General features: G+C 65.5%; 15 protein-coding genes. 4 read left to right on the top strand and 11 right to left on the bottom strand.

Annotated elements, in window-relative coordinates:
• Positions 1-24: 24 nt before the first annotated feature.
• The 4 genes from AWB75_RS19895 to AWB75_RS19880 all read right to left on the bottom strand — a co-directional run bounded on the left by AWB75_RS19895 (position 25) and on the right by AWB75_RS19880 (position 3,094).
• Positions 25-420, bottom strand: coding sequence for a type II toxin-antitoxin system VapC family toxin (locus AWB75_RS19895; RefSeq protein WP_061125804.1), 396 nt, complete (start codon positions 418-420; stop codon positions 25-27).
• Positions 417-656 (bottom strand): type II toxin-antitoxin system Phd/YefM family antitoxin, encoded by a 240-nt coding sequence (locus tag AWB75_RS19890; RefSeq protein WP_407642155.1) that lies wholly within the window; start codon positions 654-656, stop codon positions 417-419. The genes AWB75_RS19895 and AWB75_RS19890 overlap by 4 nt, the downstream gene beginning before the upstream one ends.
• 142 nt (positions 657-798) lie before the next feature.
• Positions 799-993: a YbdD/YjiX family protein gene (locus AWB75_RS19885; protein ID WP_061125865.1), complete on the bottom strand. Its 195-nt coding sequence runs from the start codon at positions 991-993 to the stop codon at positions 799-801.
• Between the two features lie 16 nt (positions 994-1,009).
• A complete protein-coding gene (locus tag AWB75_RS19880) occupies positions 1,010-3,094 on the bottom strand; it encodes a carbon starvation CstA family protein (protein WP_061125803.1) in 2,085 nt (694 codons plus the stop codon).
• Positions 3,095-3,246: 152 nt separating this feature from the next.
• On the opposite strand from AWB75_RS19880, the gene AWB75_RS19875 reads away from it, so the two are divergent.
• Together AWB75_RS19875 and AWB75_RS19870 are read left to right on the top strand one after the other, a co-directional pair.
• Positions 3,247-4,674, top strand: a complete 1,428-nt coding sequence (locus AWB75_RS19875; protein ID WP_061125802.1) for a cache domain-containing protein — start codon at positions 3,247-3,249, stop codon at positions 4,672-4,674.
• Positions 4,664-5,302, top strand: coding sequence for a response regulator (locus AWB75_RS19870; RefSeq protein ID WP_061125801.1), 639 nt, complete (start codon positions 4,664-4,666; stop codon positions 5,300-5,302). Before AWB75_RS19875 ends, AWB75_RS19870 begins: the two co-directional genes overlap by 11 nt.
• Before the next feature lie 29 nt (positions 5,303-5,331).
• On the opposite strand, the gene AWB75_RS19865 is transcribed toward AWB75_RS19870, so the two are convergent.
• Positions 5,332-5,949, bottom strand: coding sequence for an MlaC/ttg2D family ABC transporter substrate-binding protein (locus AWB75_RS19865; protein WP_061125800.1), 618 nt, complete (start codon positions 5,947-5,949; stop codon positions 5,332-5,334).
• A gap of 259 nt (positions 5,950-6,208) precedes the next feature.
• Between AWB75_RS19865 and hpnN the strand changes: the two genes are divergently transcribed.
• Both hpnN and AWB75_RS19855 read left to right on the top strand, forming a co-directional pair.
• The gene (hpnN, locus tag AWB75_RS19860) at positions 6,209-8,869 is read left to right on the top strand and encodes a hopanoid transporter HpnN (RefSeq protein WP_061125799.1); all 2,661 of its coding nucleotides are present in this window, start codon (positions 6,209-6,211) and stop codon (positions 8,867-8,869) included.
• Positions 8,866-9,795, top strand: a complete 930-nt coding sequence (locus AWB75_RS19855; protein ID WP_061125798.1) for an MlaA family lipoprotein — start codon at positions 8,866-8,868, stop codon at positions 9,793-9,795. Before hpnN ends, AWB75_RS19855 begins: the two co-directional genes overlap by 4 nt.
• A gap of 44 nt (positions 9,796-9,839) precedes the next feature.
• Here AWB75_RS19855 and AWB75_RS19850 read toward each other — a convergent pair whose 3' ends face one another.
• The 6 genes from AWB75_RS19850 to AWB75_RS19825 all read right to left on the bottom strand — a co-directional run bounded on the left by AWB75_RS19850 (position 9,840) and on the right by AWB75_RS19825 (position 16,397).
• A complete protein-coding gene (locus tag AWB75_RS19850; RefSeq protein ID WP_061125797.1) occupies positions 9,840-10,313 on the bottom strand; it encodes an acyl-CoA thioesterase in 474 nt (157 codons plus the stop codon).
• Between the two features lie 129 nt (positions 10,314-10,442).
• Entirely contained in the window at positions 10,443-11,099 is a 657-nt protein-coding gene (locus AWB75_RS19845) for a phosphorylase (protein ID WP_235012171.1), read from the bottom strand.
• Between the two features lie 26 nt (positions 11,100-11,125).
• Positions 11,126-13,105, bottom strand: a complete 1,980-nt coding sequence (shc, locus tag AWB75_RS19840) for a squalene--hopene cyclase (protein ID WP_061125795.1) — start codon at positions 13,103-13,105, stop codon at positions 11,126-11,128.
• Entirely contained in the window at positions 13,105-14,382 is a 1,278-nt protein-coding gene (hpnE, locus tag AWB75_RS19835) for a hydroxysqualene dehydroxylase HpnE (protein ID WP_061125794.1), read from the bottom strand. The genes shc and hpnE overlap by 1 nt, the downstream gene beginning before the upstream one ends.
• Entirely contained in the window at positions 14,382-15,230 is an 849-nt protein-coding gene (gene hpnD / locus AWB75_RS19830; protein ID WP_061125793.1) for a presqualene diphosphate synthase HpnD, read from the bottom strand. Before hpnD ends, hpnE begins: the two co-directional genes overlap by 1 nt.
• Before the next feature lie 225 nt (positions 15,231-15,455).
• A complete protein-coding gene (locus AWB75_RS19825; RefSeq protein ID WP_061125792.1) occupies positions 15,456-16,397 on the bottom strand; it encodes a GGDEF domain-containing protein in 942 nt (313 codons plus the stop codon).
• Position 16,398: the final 1 nt, after the last annotated feature.

Here is a 16,398-nt window from a genome sequence, read left to right as displayed (position 1 = left end):
GGTCATTCGCCCTTTTTGTTTCGATCACCAGATCGTCTTGACGTGCTCGTACTTGCGGATCAACTTGTCTTTGGTCACCAACGGCGCAGATAGCGCGCGCGCCGTCGCGACGATTACACGATCTGCAGGGTCGTTGTGAAAATGCCCGGGTAGATCGATCGACCTGATGGCGATGCTGTTGTCGACCGGCAGAAAACGCACGGCGTCGATTTGACCGACCTTTTCCACCCAATCGCTGACGTCCATCGATAATCTTATCTTGCCTCGTCTCACCAGTAGCGCGATCTCCCACGCACTGATGGCGGAAACGACGATCTCCCCGTCTTCGCCCGATTCCGCTTTGATCGCGGCACTCGCTTGCTTGCTGAGCGTCCCTCCGCCGAGCCACCATAGAAGCGTGTGCGTGTCCAGCACGATCATTTATACGCCTCCCAATCGTCCTCTCCAATGGGCTCAAAAGCGTCTTCGCAAAACAACACACTGCCGCGCAATTCCTCCAGCGGCGTGAGCGTTGAATTCTCATATCGCCGTATTTCCAGCACGGGCTTTCCATGGTCTGTCACGATCATACGTTCTCCTGTCGATTCAACGAGTCGGAAGTATTCGAGCGCCTTCGCCTTGAAATCCGATTTTGAAACTCGCTTGACAGTCATGATATCGACCCTGGTCACGTGACGATAGTCATTTTACCCTCGTCCAGATGAAATAGGCAAAAGCGACATTTCGCACTTCAGAATTAAAAAAAAACGCGACGGCTCATCACCGTCGCGTCCTCGTCTGCAAGTCAGCAGCGCTGCGTCAACAACACTTCCCCGCCCCGCTTCCGTACCTCGCCTCCTGCCGCTCGCGGAAAAACTCCGCGTAGCTCATCATCGGTTTGTCCGGGTGCGTCGACTGCATGTGCGTGACGTACGCGTCGTAATCGGGCATGCCGACCATCAGCCGCATCGTCTGGCCGAGATACCGTCCTGCTTGTCGAAGGTCGCTGAACATCGTCATCGCTCCTCGATCAACGGCCCGAGCGCACCGCGGCCGAAGCGCCCGCGGGCATCGCTTCGAACGGCGTTTCGCGTACCGTCGGCTTGGATTCGCGACGCGCGCGCAGCACCGCAAGCACGCCATAGACCGCGATGCTCAGCACCACGAAGATGAACAGCCCGGAAAGCGCCGCATCGACATAATCGTTGAAGATGATGCGCTGCATCTCCGGCAGCGACTTCGCCGGCGCCAACACCTTGCCCGCATCGAACGCTTCCTTCAGCTTGCCCGCGTGCGCGAGGAAACCGACCTTCGGATTGGCGTCGAAAATCTTCTGCCAGCCGGCCGTCAACGTGCAGAGGAGCAGCCAGGCGGTCGGCACGAGCGTCACCCACGCATATTTCTCGCGCTTCATCTTGAACAGCACGACGGTGCCGAGCATCAGCGCAATGCCCGCGAGCATCTGGTTCGAAATGCCGAAGAGCGGCCACAGCGTGTTGATGCCGCCGAACGGATCGACGACGCCCTGATACAGGAAGTAGCCCCACGCGGCGACGCACAGCCCAGTCGCCGTCAAATTCGCAGGCAGCGATTCCGTGCGGCGCAGCGCCGGATGGAACGTGCCGAGCAAGTCCTGCAGCATGAAGCGGCCGGCGCGCGTGCCCGCATCGACGGCGGTCAGGATGAAGAGCGCCTCGAACAGAATCGCGAAGTGATACCAGAAGGCCATCATCGCGGGGCCGCCGATCACCTGGTGAAGAATCTGCGCCATGCCGACCGCGAGCGTCGGCGCGCCGCCGGCACGCGCGACGATGGTCGTCTCACCGACCGCCTTCGCCGTCGACGTCAGCATGTCCGGCGTCAGCGCGAAACCCCAGCTCGAAACCGTCTGCGCCACCGCTTCGGGCGTCGAGCCGAGCAGCGCGGCGGGGCTGTTCATCGCGAAGTACACGCCCGGCTCGATCACGCAGGCGGCGACGAGCGCCATGATCGCGACGAACGATTCCATCAGCATCGCGCCATAGCCGATGAAGCGCATGTTGACTTCGTTGTCGATCATCTTGGGCGTCGTGCCCGACGAGATCAGCGCATGGAAGCCCGATACCGCGCCGCACGCGATCGTGATGAACAGGAACGGGAACAGGTTGCCCGCCCAGACCGGACCGGAGCCATCGACGAACTTCGTGAAGGCCGGCATCTTCAGCTCGGGCGCGACGATCAGAATGCCGATCGCGAGGCCGAGAATCGTGCCGATCTTGAGGAACGTCGACAGATAATCGCGCGGCGCGAGCAGGAGCCACACCGGCAGCACCGACGCGACGAAGCCGTAACCGATCAGGATCCATACGAGCTGCACGCCGGTGAACGTGAAGTACGGCGCGAGCGTCGCGGATTCGGCGACCTGGCCGCCGTAGACGATCGCGAGCATCAGGCCGATGAAGCCGATGATCGACACTTCGCCGATTTTCCCCGGACGAATGTAGCGCGTATAGACGCCCATGAAGAGCGCAATCGGAATCGTCGCGGCGACGGTGAACGTGCCCCACGGCGAATTTGTCAACGCCTTCACGACGATCAGCGCGAGCACCGCGAGAATGATCACCATGATGAGGAACGCGCCGAAGAGTGCGATCACGCCCGGCACGGTGCCGAGCTCCATCTTGATGAGATCGCCGAGCGAGCGGCCGTCGCGGCGCGTCGAAATGAACAGCACGACGAAATCCTGCACCGCGCCCGCGAACACGACGCCCGCGAGAATCCACAGCATGCCGGGCGTGTAGCCCATCTGCGCCGCCAGCACCGGGCCGACGAGCGGGCCCGCGCCCGCGATCGCCGCGAAGTGGTGGCCGAAGAGCACGTACTTGTTGGTCGGCACGTAGTCGAGGCCGTCGTTGTGACGCACGGCGGGCGTCATGCGCAGGCCGTCGAGTTGCAGCACCTTGCCCGCGATGAAGCGCGAATAGAACCGGTAAGCGATGAGATACACGCAGACCGCCGCGATGACGATCCATAGCGCGCTGATACGCTCGCCGTGCGCGAGTGCGATGGTGCCGAATGCGAACGCGCCCAATAGCGCGAGCGCGATCCAGACCAGGAATCCGGAAGCCCGATTCATGGCGTCTCCTTAGTTATTGACCGTTCAGTCGATGGATGCGCCGTGATAGCGCATTGGGCGGTAGTATTCGCTTTCGCCCGAACGCTTACAAGCGCATAACTACGTATGCCCGCTACGTGGCTTCACGTAGCGGAAAACCCTGCCCTGTGTCGATGAATCTGAAAGCCAAGGTCTTTCTGCTGGCGATCGTGCCGTTCGCGCTGGCGATCGGCGGGATCACCTACGGCGTGCGCCAGCAGGCGGAATCGCTCGCAGAAGCGCAGCACGAGACCACGCAGGCCGCCTATATGTCGAGCAAGGAAATCGAGCTGCGGCATTACGTCGAAATCGCGATGAGCGCGATCGCGCCGTATTACGACGCGGCCGCGACCGATCCGCGCAGCGACGGCGAGCGCCGCCGCCTCGCGCTCGACGCGCTGCAACGGCTCGACTTCGGCCAGGACGGCTACTTTTTCGTCTATACGATGCGCGGCACGTCGCTGATGCATCCGCGCCAGCCCGATCTCGTCGGGCGCGATCTCTGGCTCATGCGCGATCCGAACGGCGCGCTGACGATCCAGCAGCTCATTCAGGAGGCGTCGAAGGGCGGCGGCTACGTGCGCTACGTGTGGCGGCGGCCGTCGACCGGACTGCTCGCGCCGAAGCTCGGCTATGTCGTGCCGTTGCCGCGCTGGGGCTGGATGATCGGCACGGGCATCTATCTGGAGGATGTCGAAACGACGCTCGCGCGCATCGATTCGCGGGCGGCCGCGAACATCGACCGCACGCTGATGTGGATCGGCGCGATCGCGCTGGCGGCGCTCGCGATCATCGCCGTGTGCGGCGCGGTGCTCAATATCAGCGAACATCGCAGCGCGGACGCGAAGCTGAAGCGCCTCGCGCGGCAGGTCGTGGACTCGCAGGAGCAGGAACGCGCGAGACTTTCGCGCGAGCTGCACGACGGCATCAGTCAGATGCTCGTCTCCGTGAAGCTGCTGCTCGAATCGGCGCTCGCGCGTTTCGAGCGTGGCGCGGCGCGCGAGCCGACGGCCGAAGCCGCGCTCGCGACGAGCCTCGGCCGTCTCTCCGGCACGCTGCGCGAAGTGCGCCGCATCTCGCACGCGCTGCGGCCCGCGATGCTCGACGATCTCGGCCTCGCCGCCGCGCTCGAACAACTCGCGCGCGAGCTCGACGGTCAGGACGGCATCGAAGTGCGTTTCGAAGCAACGGGAAACAGCGCGTCTGCCGCGACGCAACACACGCCGTTGCCCGATCCCGTCAACACCGTCTTTTTCCGCATCGCGCAGGAAGCGCTGACCAACATCGCGCGGCATGCGCAGGCATCGCGCGCGGCGATTACGCTCGATATCGCGACGCATGCCGTCACACTCGACATCACCGACAACGGTCGCGGCTTCGACGCCCATGACGCGCTCTCCGGCCCGGCGAGCGGCGTCGGCCTGCGCAACATGCGCGAACGGCTCGACACGCTCGGCGGCGCGCTCGCGATCAGTTCGCAGCTCGGCCGCACGTCGATTACCGCGACGGTGCCGCTGCCGCTCGCCGCACCGAACTTTCAGGGACACTCCGATGAGCGCTGAATCCGCCCGCATCATTCTCGTGGACGACCATCCGCTCGTGCGCGATGGCTTGCGCGCGCGACTCGACTCCGTGCCGCACCTGCGCGTGATCGGCGAGGCGGGCAACGCGAAAGAAGCGCTCGCGCTCGCCGCCGACGAGTCGAATCCACCCGATCTCGCGCTGATGGACGTCGGCATGGCGGGCATGACCGGCATAGAACTGGCGGCGCATTTTCACGAGCGCTTTCCGGGCATCCGCGTGCTGATGTTGTCGATGCACGACAACGTCGAATACGTGAAGCAGGCGGTGCGCGCGGGCGCGAGCGGCTATGTGCTGAAGGATTCGCCTTCCGCCGAGATCATCCAGGCGATCGACGCGGTGCTCGCCGGCAAGACCTTCTTCAGCGCGGGGCTCGCCGCGCGCATGATCCAGGCACAGTCGATGCAGACGCCGCACGAACGCCTGACGCCGCGCGAGCTCGACATTCTCGATGCGCTAGCCGAAGGCTTGTCCAGCAAGCAGATTGCGCAACAGCACGGGCTGTCGGTGCGCACGGTGGAGACGCATCGACTGAATTTGAAGCGCAAACTGGATATCGACGGGCAGGCCGAGCTGATCAAGTACGCGGTGGAGCACCGCCGAACCTGAAGCCCGGCCTTGTCGGAGGAAGGGAGAATTCAGCCCGCGGAACGGGCGTTGTGCTCCGAGAGAAACTTGATGAGGCCGTCCACGCCGCCCTTTTGCAACTGACCGGCGAATTGCTGCTGATAGACCTGGATGAGCCATGCGCCCATCATGTCGATGTCGTAGATCTTCCAGCCCTGCGGCGTCTTTTGCAGACGGTAGCGCACGGGATTGTCGCCACCCGTGGAAATGACGTGGGATTCGATGACCGTGTCCTTCGCGTTGGCGTCGATGGTGGGCGCATCGAACTTGAACCTCACGTCCTGATCGCGCAACTGCGAAAGCGATGCCGCGTAGGTGTGGACCAGCAAGGTCTGGAACTGGTCGTAAAGCTGCTTTTGCTGCTCGGGCGTGGCGCTCGCCCAGGCCTTGCCGACCGCGATGCGCGTGGTGCGCTGGAAGTCGGTGGCGGGCAGGAAGCGCGTTTCGACGAGCTGCGTGATCTTCGCCATGTCACCGCCGCGCGCCTGCGGGTCGGCCTTCATCGCGTTGACGGTGCCCTCGACGGCGTTCTTCACGACGGCATCGGGACTCGTTTGTGCAAGCGCCTCGCCCGTGAAGGACATGGAGGCGAGGAGGAAAGCGAAGCAAACAGACAGATAGTGTTTCATGGCACCCGTTCTCTGATCAGGTTTGGTGGCGCGGGTCGCGTGGCCTTCGGACGTCGCGGGAGCGGCCGGATGGCTGCGGGGTCAGTATATCGACACCGCAGCGCCGCAACAGTTCAAGCACGGAGTGTTCCGGCGCGCCCGCTATACTTGCGCGGCACACCGCGTGTCTTGCGGACATGGTTCGGAATCCGGCGGTCGGCATCATGCAATCCGCGCGTTCGCACGCGCAAAGATAACAGGACACACAGGTAGCGTCTTCATGCTGACGTCCAACATTACCCGCTTCGTCACACTCGCCATCCGCCGCCCGGCGTGGATTATCGCCGTTTCGCTTTTGCTCGGCGTGTTGTCCACGATTTATGTCGTCCAGCACTTTCGCATCAGCACCGACGTCAGTCAGCTGATCGAGACCGAGCCCGAATGGGCCGCGCGCAGCAAAGCCATCGACGAGGCGTTTCCGCAGCGCGGCGCAACGCTGCTGATCGTCGTGGAGGCGCCTGGCCAGGAATTCGCCGATGCCGCCGCGAACGAACTCGCCGCCGCGCTCGCAAAGGAGCCGGAGCGCTTCAAGTCGGTGTCGCAGCCGCAGGGCGGCGCGTTCTTCGAGCACGACGGCCTGCTCTATCTGCCGACCGAAAAGGTCGAAGAGACCACGAAGCAACTGGTGCAGGCGCGCCCGCTCATCAACGCGCTCGCGCACGACCCGACGCTCACCGGGCTTGCGCAGACGCTCAACACCACGCTCAATCTGCCGTTGACGCTCGGGCAGGTCAATCTCGGTCAGATGGCCAACCTGCTCGGCAAAAGCGCGACCGTGCTCGACCGTGTGCTTAGCCAAAAGCCCGCCGCGTTCTCGTGGCGCGATCTGGCGGATGGGTCGAAAAGCGATGCGACCGGGCGCGCGTTCGTCACCGTGCTGCCCGAGCTCGACTTCAATGCGCTGAAGGCGGCGGCGGGCACCTCGGATGAGATTCGCGCGAAAGCGGCGGCACTCGGCATCGACAAGAAATACGGCGCGACGCTCCATCTGACCGGTGCGCAGCCGCTTGCCGACGAAGAATTCGCGTCCGTGCAGGACGGCGCCGTACTCAACGGCGTGCTGACCTTCCTCGTCGTGCTGACCATTCTGTGGGTCGCGCTGCGCTCGAAGCGCATGATTCTCGCGGTGCTCATCACGCTCTTCGTGGGACTCGCGATCACCGCCGCGCTCGGCCTCATGATGGTCCACGCGCTCAACATGATCTCGGTCGCGTTCATGGTGCTGTTCGTCGGTTTGGGCGTGGACTTCGGCATTCAGTTCGGCGTGAAGTATCGCGAAGAGCGTTACCGGCACAAGCGGCTCGATGTGTCGCTCGCGGAAACCGCACGCCATGTCGCCGTGCCGCTCACGCTCGCCGCCGCCGCGACCGCCGCGAGCTTTTTCTCGTTTCTGCCGACCGCGTATCGCGGCGTGTCGGAATTGGGGCTGATCGCGGGCGTCGGCATGTTCGTGGCCTACGCGACCAACATGACGCTGCTGCCCGCGCTCATCAAGGTGTTCGCGCCGCCGGGCGAAGCGCATTCGCCGGGTTTTCCGGTGCTCGCGCCCGTCGACGAATTCCTCGACAAGCATCGCAAGCCCGTGTTGATCGGCACGCTCGTGGTCGTGATCGGCGCGTTGCCGCTGCTCTTCGATCTGCGCTTCGACTTCAATCCGCTGCATCTGAAAGACCCGCACACCGAATCGATGGCAACGCTCACCTCGCTCAAGGATTCGCCCCAAGGCGCGGTGAACGATGTCGCAGTACTGGCGCCGTCGCTGGCCGACGCCGACCGCATCGCCGCGAAGCTGGAAAAGCTCCCGGAAGTCGACCGCGCGACGACGCTCTCGTCGCTCATCCCCGCCGATCAGCCCAGGAAGCTCGCGCTCATCAAGGCGGCCGCCGATCAGCTTTTGCCGGCGCTCGATCAGCCGACCGCGTCGCCGGTGACGGACGAAGTGCGCGTCGCGGCGCTCAAGCGCCTGTCGAGCCAGTTGTCCCTCGCCGCCGACGAGCATCCCGGTCCCGGCGACCAGCAAGCGAAGCACCTGTCGCAGACGCTCGCGAAACTGGCTCAGGCCGACGCCGCGACCCGCGACCGCGCCGAGCACGCCATGGCCGAGCCGCTGCGCCTCGCGCTCGCGCAACTGCGCGCGCTGCTCACGCCGACGGAAATCACGCGCGCGACGCTGCCGCCGCAGATGGTGGCGTCGTTCGTGACGCCGGACGGCAAGGCGCTCGTCGATGTATCGCCGAAGGTTCCGGCGGGCGTCGATCCGAGCGACGATACGCTGCTCGCGCGCTTCGCCGACGCCGTGCAGAAGGCCGCGCCCGATGCGATCGGCGGGCCGATCTCCGTGCGCCATTCGGCGGAAACGATCATCAAGGCGTTCCAGCAGGCGGCGCTCTACTCGCTCATCGCGATCGCGGTGCTGCTGTGGATCGCCTTGCGCCGTTTTGGCGACGTTCTGCGAACTTTGGTACCGTTGCTCGTTTCCGCGATCGTCACGCTGGAGTTGTGCGTCGTCTTCCGGATGCCGCTCAACTTCGCGAACATCATCGCGTTGCCGCTGATGCTGGGCGTGGGCGTCGCGTTCAAGATCTATTTCGTGATGGCGTGGCGCTCCGGCCAGACGCGGCTGCTACAGTCCAGCCTCACGCATGCCGTTATGTTCAGTGCGGCCACGACCGCGACGGCATTCGGCAGCCTGTGGTTCTCCCATCATCCGGGGACGTCCAGCATGGGACGGCTGCTGGTGCTGTCGCTGCTTTGCACGCTGATCGGCGCCGTGGTTTTCCAGCCCGTATTGATGGGCAAGCCGCGCAAAGTGCGTGCCGCCGAGCGCGCGAAGCTGCGGGCGGCGCGACGACATGACAACCTAAGAGGAATTGAAGAATGAAGTGGGGATCGACGGCTTTGACCGCTCGTGCAGTGCGCAAGATTGGAGTAAGTCTGGCGATCGCGGGCGCGCTCGCGACCGCAGGTTGCGCGACCGGCCCGGACCGCAATCCGAAAGACCCGCTCGAGCCGATGAACCGCAAGATCTTCACGTTCAACGACACGCTCGATACCTACGTCGCGAAGCCCGTCGCGCAGTTCTATGTCGATTACACGCCGAGCCCGTTCCGCACGGCCGTCAGCAACTTCTTCTCGAATCTCGGCGATTTCTCCAACTTCGCGAACAATCTGCTGCAGTTGAAGATCACCGATGCGACACAGGACTTGATGCGTATCGCGATGAACTCGGTGTTCGGTATCGGCGGTCTGATTGATATCGCATCGCCCGCGGGGTTGCCGAAGCATCATCAGGACTTCGGCCTGACGCTCGGGCACTACGGCATGCCGTCGGGGCCATATCTGGTGCTGCCGCTGCTCGGACCGAGCTCGTTCCGCGATTCCACGACCTGGCTCGTCGACTGGCGCGTGAATCCGCTGAGCTACTCGGGGCCTGAGATTCTCTGGCCGCTTTTCGGTCTGAACTTCGTGAGCGCGCGCGCAGATCTGATCGGCGCGACCGATCTGCTCTCGGCGGCCGCGCTCGACAAGTACGCATTCGTGCGCGACGCCTACACGCAGCGTCGTCAGTATCTGCTGACGGGAGGCGGCGCCGACACACTGCCCGATTACGGCGACGAGGGCGCGTCGGCGCCCGAAGGCGCGAGCGCGCCAGAAGGGACCGGCGCGGCGGCATCGCCTGCGGGCGGAGTCGGCGGCAAGTCGCCCGCGCCGGCGGAGGGCGCGCCGAAAGCTAAGCCTTCGCCGAGTTCGAGCCAGGGGCAGGGGCTGCCGCAATATGACGATCCGGCGGCGCAGCCGGCGAAGTGAGGCTTCAAATAAGAAACGGGCGCTTCGGCGCCCGTTTTGTTTTTTTAGTGTGCCGCTGCTTCGGCCTCTTCCTCGATCAGATCGTCGCCCGACAACTTCGGCGCTTCCACCGTTCGCTGATCGCGGCGATACGCTTCGAACAGCTCATCGGCATATAGAATCTGCGTGCGGCCATGCGGGGCCGGCTCGCCCTGCTCGTTCAGGTTCACGAACACCATCTTCTCGACGGTCAAAATACTCTTGCGCGTGATTTTGTTGCGCACTTCCGCGCGCAGCGTGATCGACGTGCGGCCGAAATGCGTCGCGGTGATGCCCAGCTCGATGATGTCGCCCTGACGCGCGGAACTCACAAAATTGATCTCGGACATGAACTTGGTAACGACGCGCTGGTTGCCGAGTTGCGAGATCGCGTAAATGGCCGCTTCTTCGTCGATCCAGCGCAGGAGACTGCCGCCGAACAAAGTGCCGTTCGGGTTCAGATCTTCGGGCTTGACCCATTTTCGGGTGTGGAAATTCATTGCGGTACCTCACTTGCTTTGTGGCGCGGATCGGCGGATCGGGTGCCGCGACGCGCGATTAACTAGGGTTATCCCTTATTATAAGGAAATGAGGGTTAACCCGCAGAAAGCAAGATTTGTTGAAAGCGCCTAGCCCAACACCAACGCCCGCGCCGAATCCATCGCGTGCCGCGCCTGTACGAGCGTCGCACGGGCTTCTCGCGCATCGGACGCGAGCCGCAGCAGCGCGCCGAATTGCCTGGGCTCGCGCAGCAATTCCCGCAGAATCGGGCCGATCGCCGTGGTGCCATCGTCGCGCAAACCCGCGGTCGCGGCGGGCGGCAGCGTCCGCCAGGCGGGATCGACCACCGCGCGGCACACGGCGAAAGGCAGCCCGCGCGCCGTCGCGATCGCCCCGGCGATATGCGATTCCATATCCACGGCAAGCGCGCCCGTCGACGAATGCAGCGAGCGTTTTTCCGCCTCGCTCTTGACCGGCGCCGTCACGCCCGACATCTTGCCGCGCCGCATGACGCGCTCGACGGGCGTGCCCGCGAACGCATCGACGATACGCGCCGACCACGCCGCGTCCGTGCGCAACTCGCCGAACGGCCCGCACACGCTCTCGGCGACGATCAGCGCGCCCGGACCGAGGTCCGGCGCAAGCCCGCCCGCCGTGCCGAAGCTGATGATGCCCGAGCAGCCGCGCGCGATCGCGTCCGAAAGCGCGCGTTCGAGCCAGTCGGCGCGCGCCGCGAACACGACATCGACGCCGCGCCCGCGCACGATCTTCGCCTCGAACGCCATGCCGGTCACGGCGACGACGGGCGCGTTCACATCGCCGCCGTCACGCGCGTGAGACCTTCGCGCGTCAGATTGCGGTAGCGCGCGAGCGCCCACAGCGGGAAGAACTTGCGATAGCCGTGGTAGCGCAGATAGAACACGCGCGGGAAACCCGTCGCGGTGAAGCGCGTTTCGTCCCACAGGCCGTGCGTCTGCTGCGTCTTCAGCAGATAGTCGATGCCGCGCGCGACCGCCGGATGCCCGACCATGCCCGCCGCCATCAGCCCGAGCAGCGCCCACGCGGTCTGCGACGACGTGCTCGGCGCCTGTTCGTAGCCGCGATAGTCGAGCTTGTAGCTCTCGCCGTCCTCGCCCCAGCCGCCGTCCGCGTTCTGGATGCCGATGAGCCAGCCCGCCGCGCGGGTCATGCGCGGGTCCGTCGGCGCGACGCCGGCTGCGTTCAGCGCGGACATCGCCGACCAGGTGCCGTAGATGTAGTTCAGGCCCCAGCGGCCGTACCAGCTTCCGTCGCGTTCCTGATCGTTCACGATGTAGTCGAACGCGCGCCGCGCCGGTTCGCTGTTCAGCGATGTCTCGCCGAGCTGCGCCAGCATCGAAAGACACCGCGCGGAGACATCGACGGTCGGCGGGTCGAGCAACGCGCCGTGGTCCGAAAACGGGATGTTGTTCAGGTAGTACTGCGTGTTCTCCGGCTCGAACGCGCCCCAGCCGCCGTCGCTGCTCTGCATGCCGACGATCCACTCGCGCGCCCGCGCGATGGATTCGCCGTACATCGCGGTGCCGTTCTCGCGGTCGGCGCGCTCCATCGCCATCGCGACGACCGCGGTGTCGTCGACGTCCGGGTAATGCGGGTTCGCGAACTGGAACGCCCAGCCGCCCGGCCGCACGTTCGGGCGGCGCGAAACCCAGTCGCCGCGCACGTCGAGAACCTGCAGCGGCACCAGCCATTCGAGGCCGCGCGTGACCGCCGCGCGCGCCTTCGGTTCGCCCGTTTCGAGCAGCGCGTGCGCCGCGAGCGACGTATCCCACACCGGTGAAAGGCACGGCTGGCAATACGCTTCGCCGTCGTCGGCTTCGTCGATGACCAGCAGTTTGTCGATCGACTTGCGCGCGATCGCGCGGTTCGGATGCTCCGGCGGAAGCCCAAGCACGTCGTACATCATGACCGAGTTGGCCATCGCCGGGAAAATCGCGCCGAGGCCGTCCTCGCCGTTCAGGCGCTCATCCACGAAGCGCACGGCTTCATCGATCGCGCGCTCGCGGCCCGCTTTCGGCAGCAGCGGGTCGGCTGCGCGCAGGATCGAATCGACGACACGGAAGAACGCGAACCAGCCGCGGCTCTGATGCCCGGAGCGCGACGGCATGCCGGTGTTGACCGGCGGATTCGTGAACACTTCGTCGATGCGCACGCCGCGCGGATTGCGCGCGCGCGGGCGCTTCGCGTTGAGCACGAGCATCGGCACGATCACCGTGCGCGCCCAGTACGACACCTTCGACAGATGGAACGGGAACCACATCGGCAGACGCATGATCTCGACGGGCATCATCGGCACCGCGCGCCACGACACCACGCCGAACAGCGCGAGCAGGATGCGCGTGAACACGTTCACCTTTTCCGCGCCGCCCGCGGCGAGAATCGCGCGGCGGGCGCGCTGCATGTGCTCGGCGTCGGGCGAATCGCCGATCATCTTCAGCGCGAAATACGCCTTCACGGTCGCGGAGACGTCCATCGCGCCGTCGGTGAAAAGCGGCCAGCCGCCGTCCTCGCGCTGAATGCGCCGCAGATAGCGGCCGATCTTCGCTTCGAGCTTGTCGTCGGCGGTCTCGCCGAGATAGTGGACGAGCAGCACGTATTCAGCCGGAATGGTTGCGTCGGCTTCGAGTTCGTACAGCCAGTAGCCGTCGCGATGCTGCGCCGCGAGCAGCGCATCGGTGGCCTGGTGGATTGCGGTATCGAGCGGAGCGCCCGACACGCGCGCGTCCACGGCCGACAGGGATAAATCGTTCATCAGCGTTCCATCGATGGGTTCAACAGCGCGTCCGCGGCCTTCTGGCCGGAACGGATCGCGCCTTCGATCGTCGCGGGCAGGCCGGTCGCCGTCCAGTCGCCCGCGAGCGTGAAATTGTGCCAGCGCGTGCGCGTGGCGGGCCGCAAGCCTTCCTGCGCGGGCACGGCGGCAAACGTCGCGTGTTCCTCGACGACGACTTGCCACGGCGGCATCGGCACGGCGGGCATGCGCACCGCCTTCGCCGTCTCCAGCCACGTCAGCCGCGCGAGTTCTTCGTGCGGCGTCGAAAGCCAGGCGTCAGCGCACGCGAGCGTGACCGATAGCCGCCCGTCGGCCGCGAAAATCCAGTCCGACATGCCGTTGACGATGCACGTCAGCGGCGGAAATCCGGTGGGCGCATCGGCGGCGAAGTGCACCGTGATGATCGCCCGCGATGCTTGCGGCGCGCTCAGGCCCGGCACCACGCGGCGCGCCGCGCCGGGCGGCACGGCGAGCACCACGCCATCGTCCGGGCCGAGCGCGACCGGCTCCGCCGCGCCTTCGAAAGCGAGCGAGCTTACACGCTCTCTCGAATCCGTGCCCGATACCCCGATGCCCGCCACGCGCGAGCCGAGCCGGATGTCCGCGCCGCCATACTGCAAAAGGCGCAGCGCCGGCTCGACGAACGCATGCGACAGCCCGCTTCTCGCAACGAGCGGACGGCACGCCTGACCGCCCTGCGCGACCGTTTCGCGCAGCAGCCCGGCGGCGAGTTCCGCGCTCGCCTCGGACGGATCGGCGTTGAGCATCGGGCGCAAAAGCGGCCGCGCGAGCAGGTTCCACACGCGATCCGTCCGGCGCACGGATTCAGCGATCGTGCGGCCCGGCTTCGCAAAGAACAGCGGCAGGATCGGCAGATAGTCGGCGGGCTGCGTGCCGGGCACGCGCGCGTCGGCGTCGAGGATCCAGCGTGGCAAGCGTCCGGACGACATGCGGATGGTCCACGCGTCGCCGCTCGTCACGTCGAAGAACGGATACTCGGGCTGCGTCGGGCCGATGAGCGTCTCCGCAGCGCCGATCGCGCGCAGATAGGCCATCGTCGAATGATTGCCGGACAGCAGCAGATGATTGCCATTGTCGAGCGTGACGCCGAGTTTCGCATCGAAGAAAGAGCGGCAACGGCCCCCTGCGTGGGACGCCGCCTCGTGCAGCACGACGCGCGCGCCGCGCCGTTGCGCCTCGACCGCGGCGGCGAGGCCGGCGACGCCCGCTCCGACGACGAAAACCCGCCGGGACATCAGATCAGATTGCGCGCCACGATCCACAGCAGGCGCGAACGCGGCGTGCGCACGCGCGTGCGCGGCAGGTCGAAGCCGCGTTTCAGATTGGCGTCGAGCACGGTGCGATACGCCGCCGACATGATGCGCGGCGCGCGCACCTGCGAGCGCGGCGACGCGGCCATGATCGCGTCGGACTGGGCGTAATGGCCCTTCGCGCGCTCGGCGATGACGGCGCACACGCGCGGCAGACGCGCATCGCCGACGATGGTCGCCGGATCGCTCGTCGAAATGCCTTCGCGCGCGAGCAGTTCGCGCGGCAGGTAGACGCGGCCGATTTCCGCGTCTTCGTCGATGTCGCGCAGGATGTTGGTCAGTTGCAGCGCGCGCCCGAGATGGTGCGCGAGGCGCCGTCCGGCGTCCTCGTGCATCCCGAAAATTCTCACCGATAGCCGCCCGACCGCGCTCGCCACGCGATCGCAATAGAGGTCGAGCGTGGCTTCGTCGGGCGCGACGATATCGCCGGCGGCGTCCATCGCCATGCCGTCGATCACGGCCTGGAAGTCGTCGCGGGAAAGCTGGAAAGCCTGGATATGACGCGTGAGCGCTTCGAGCGACGGCTTCGGCGTGCCGGCGTAGCACGCGTCGATGTCCGCGCGCCACTGGTCGAGCGCGAGCGCGCGCTCGCGGCGCGGCAGCGTGCCTTCGTCGGCGATGTCGTCGACGGCACGGCAGAACGCGTAAATCTCGTACATCGCGTCTCGCTGCGCAGCCGGAAGGATGCGCATCGCGAGATAGAACGAGCTCCCCGACGACGTTTTCGCGGCGTCGGGAGCAGATTCGTCAGCGATGGTGTTGGAAACGGCCAAGACGAACTCCGCTGTGGCGCCCCCAAGGGCAAATTAAGTGATCAGGCGCGGTCTCGATTCGACCCGGCGCGCGCGGAACCACCTGGCGCTGTGAGGGAAGAATCGAAGAGGAAAGCCGGCGCGAGCCGGCTGCGACTGCGCCGGAAGCGGCAAAGAGTATATCAATACTTTGCCCGCTTGCGCCTGATCGCGCCGGGGTGCGCCAGGCGGGACGCGTCGCGCGCTTCAGGCGAAACCCACCGCCCGGTTGCGCCCTGCGCGCTTTGCCGTGTATAGCGCCGCATCGGCCTCGTTGATGAGCGCCTCGTACGACGACGTGACGCCGGTGCGCGCCCGCGCCGCGCCGACGCTCGCCGTCACCGGCACGCGCCCGCCCTGCACGTCGATGGGCGTTTCGCCGATCGCGCGTCGCACCTTCTCCGCGACGATCATCGCGTCGTCAAAATTCGTGCAGGGCAACAGCAACGCGAATTCCTCGCCGCCGAAACGCCCGAACACGTCCTGCACGCGCACGCTCTTCGCGACGCGCTCGGCCATCACGCGCAAAACCGTATCGCCGACGAGGTGGCCGAGGTCGTCGTTGATGCGCTTGAAGTGGTCGAGATCGAAGAGCAGCATCGAAAGCTCGCCGCCGTAGCGCTGCCAGCGCGAAAACTCGTCCGCGAGGCGCAATTCGAAATAGCGCCGGTTCGCGATGCCGGTCAGGCCGTCGCGGTCCGCGAATTCCTGCAGCTTCGCCACCGCTTCGTCGCGGGCGCGCTGCATCATGCTCGCGTGCGTCGCGTCGGATATCGTCACGCACACGGCGCGCACTTCGCGCTCGAGCGTGAGCGGCATGAACGTGCAGTCCTGCTGCATGAAATCGACCCCGCCCGTGATCGGACGGTCATGGTCGAACTTGAAGAGATACGGCCGCTGCTCCCACGAGCTGAACGCGAAGCTGCCGAGCTGGAACACGCTTTCGACCTTGCGCGTGAACCACACGCGCGGCAGCTCCGGAAAGCTCGCGAAGATCGACTTGCCAATGACCTGTTCCGCCGTCTTGCCGCTGTGGTCCTGCATGAACCGGTTCCACATCAGCACGTTAAGATCGCGGTCGAGCACGAAAATGCCGAAACCCACGCGCTCGATCACGAGTTCGGACAGCGCGTACCGCAGTTCATCCATG

The sequence above is a fragment of the Caballeronia catudaia genome, assembly GCF_001544755.2.
GTDB classification, from domain to species: domain Bacteria; phylum Pseudomonadota; class Gammaproteobacteria; order Burkholderiales; family Burkholderiaceae; genus Caballeronia; species Caballeronia catudaia.
The sequence above is the reverse complement of the archived record's forward strand: the minus strand, read 5'-3'. Positions and strand labels throughout refer to the sequence as shown.

Bases quoted from the DNA above. Each gene is read 5' to 3' on its own strand.
- AWB75_RS19850 (WP_061125797.1), bottom strand. From the start codon at position 10,313: ATGAATTTCCACACCCGAAAATGGGTCAAGCCCGAAGATCTGAACCCG.
- AWB75_RS19875 (WP_061125802.1), top strand. From the start codon at position 3,247: ATGAATCTGAAAGCCAAGGTCTTTCTGCTGGCGATCGTGCCGTTCGCG.
- AWB75_RS19885 (WP_061125865.1), bottom strand. From the start codon at position 993: ATGTTCAGCGACCTTCGACAAGCAGGACGGTATCTCGGCCAGACGATG.
- AWB75_RS19865 (WP_061125800.1), bottom strand. From the start codon at position 5,949: ATGAAACACTATCTGTCTGTTTGCTTCGCTTTCCTCCTCGCCTCCATG.
- AWB75_RS19825 (WP_061125792.1), bottom strand. From the start codon at position 16,397: ATGGATGAACTGCGGTACGCGCTGTCCGAACTCGTGATCGAGCGCGTG.
- shc (WP_061125795.1), bottom strand. From the start codon at position 13,105: ATGAACGATTTATCCCTGTCGGCCGTGGACGCGCGCGTGTCGGGCGCT.
- hpnE (WP_061125794.1), bottom strand. From the start codon at position 14,382: ATGTCCCGGCGGGTTTTCGTCGTCGGAGCGGGCGTCGCCGGCCTCGCC.
- AWB75_RS19895 (WP_061125804.1), bottom strand. From the start codon at position 420: ATGATCGTGCTGGACACGCACACGCTTCTATGGTGGCTCGGCGGAGGG.
- AWB75_RS19855 (WP_061125798.1), top strand. From the start codon at position 8,866: ATGAAGTGGGGATCGACGGCTTTGACCGCTCGTGCAGTGCGCAAGATT.
- AWB75_RS19880 (WP_061125803.1), bottom strand. From the start codon at position 3,094: ATGAATCGGGCTTCCGGATTCCTGGTCTGGATCGCGCTCGCGCTATTG.
- AWB75_RS19845 (WP_235012171.1), bottom strand. From the start codon at position 11,099: ATGGCGTTCGAGGCGAAGATCGTGCGCGGGCGCGGCGTCGATGTCGTG.
- hpnN (WP_061125799.1), top strand. From the start codon at position 6,209: ATGCTGACGTCCAACATTACCCGCTTCGTCACACTCGCCATCCGCCGC.
- AWB75_RS19870 (WP_061125801.1), top strand. From the start codon at position 4,664: ATGAGCGCTGAATCCGCCCGCATCATTCTCGTGGACGACCATCCGCTC.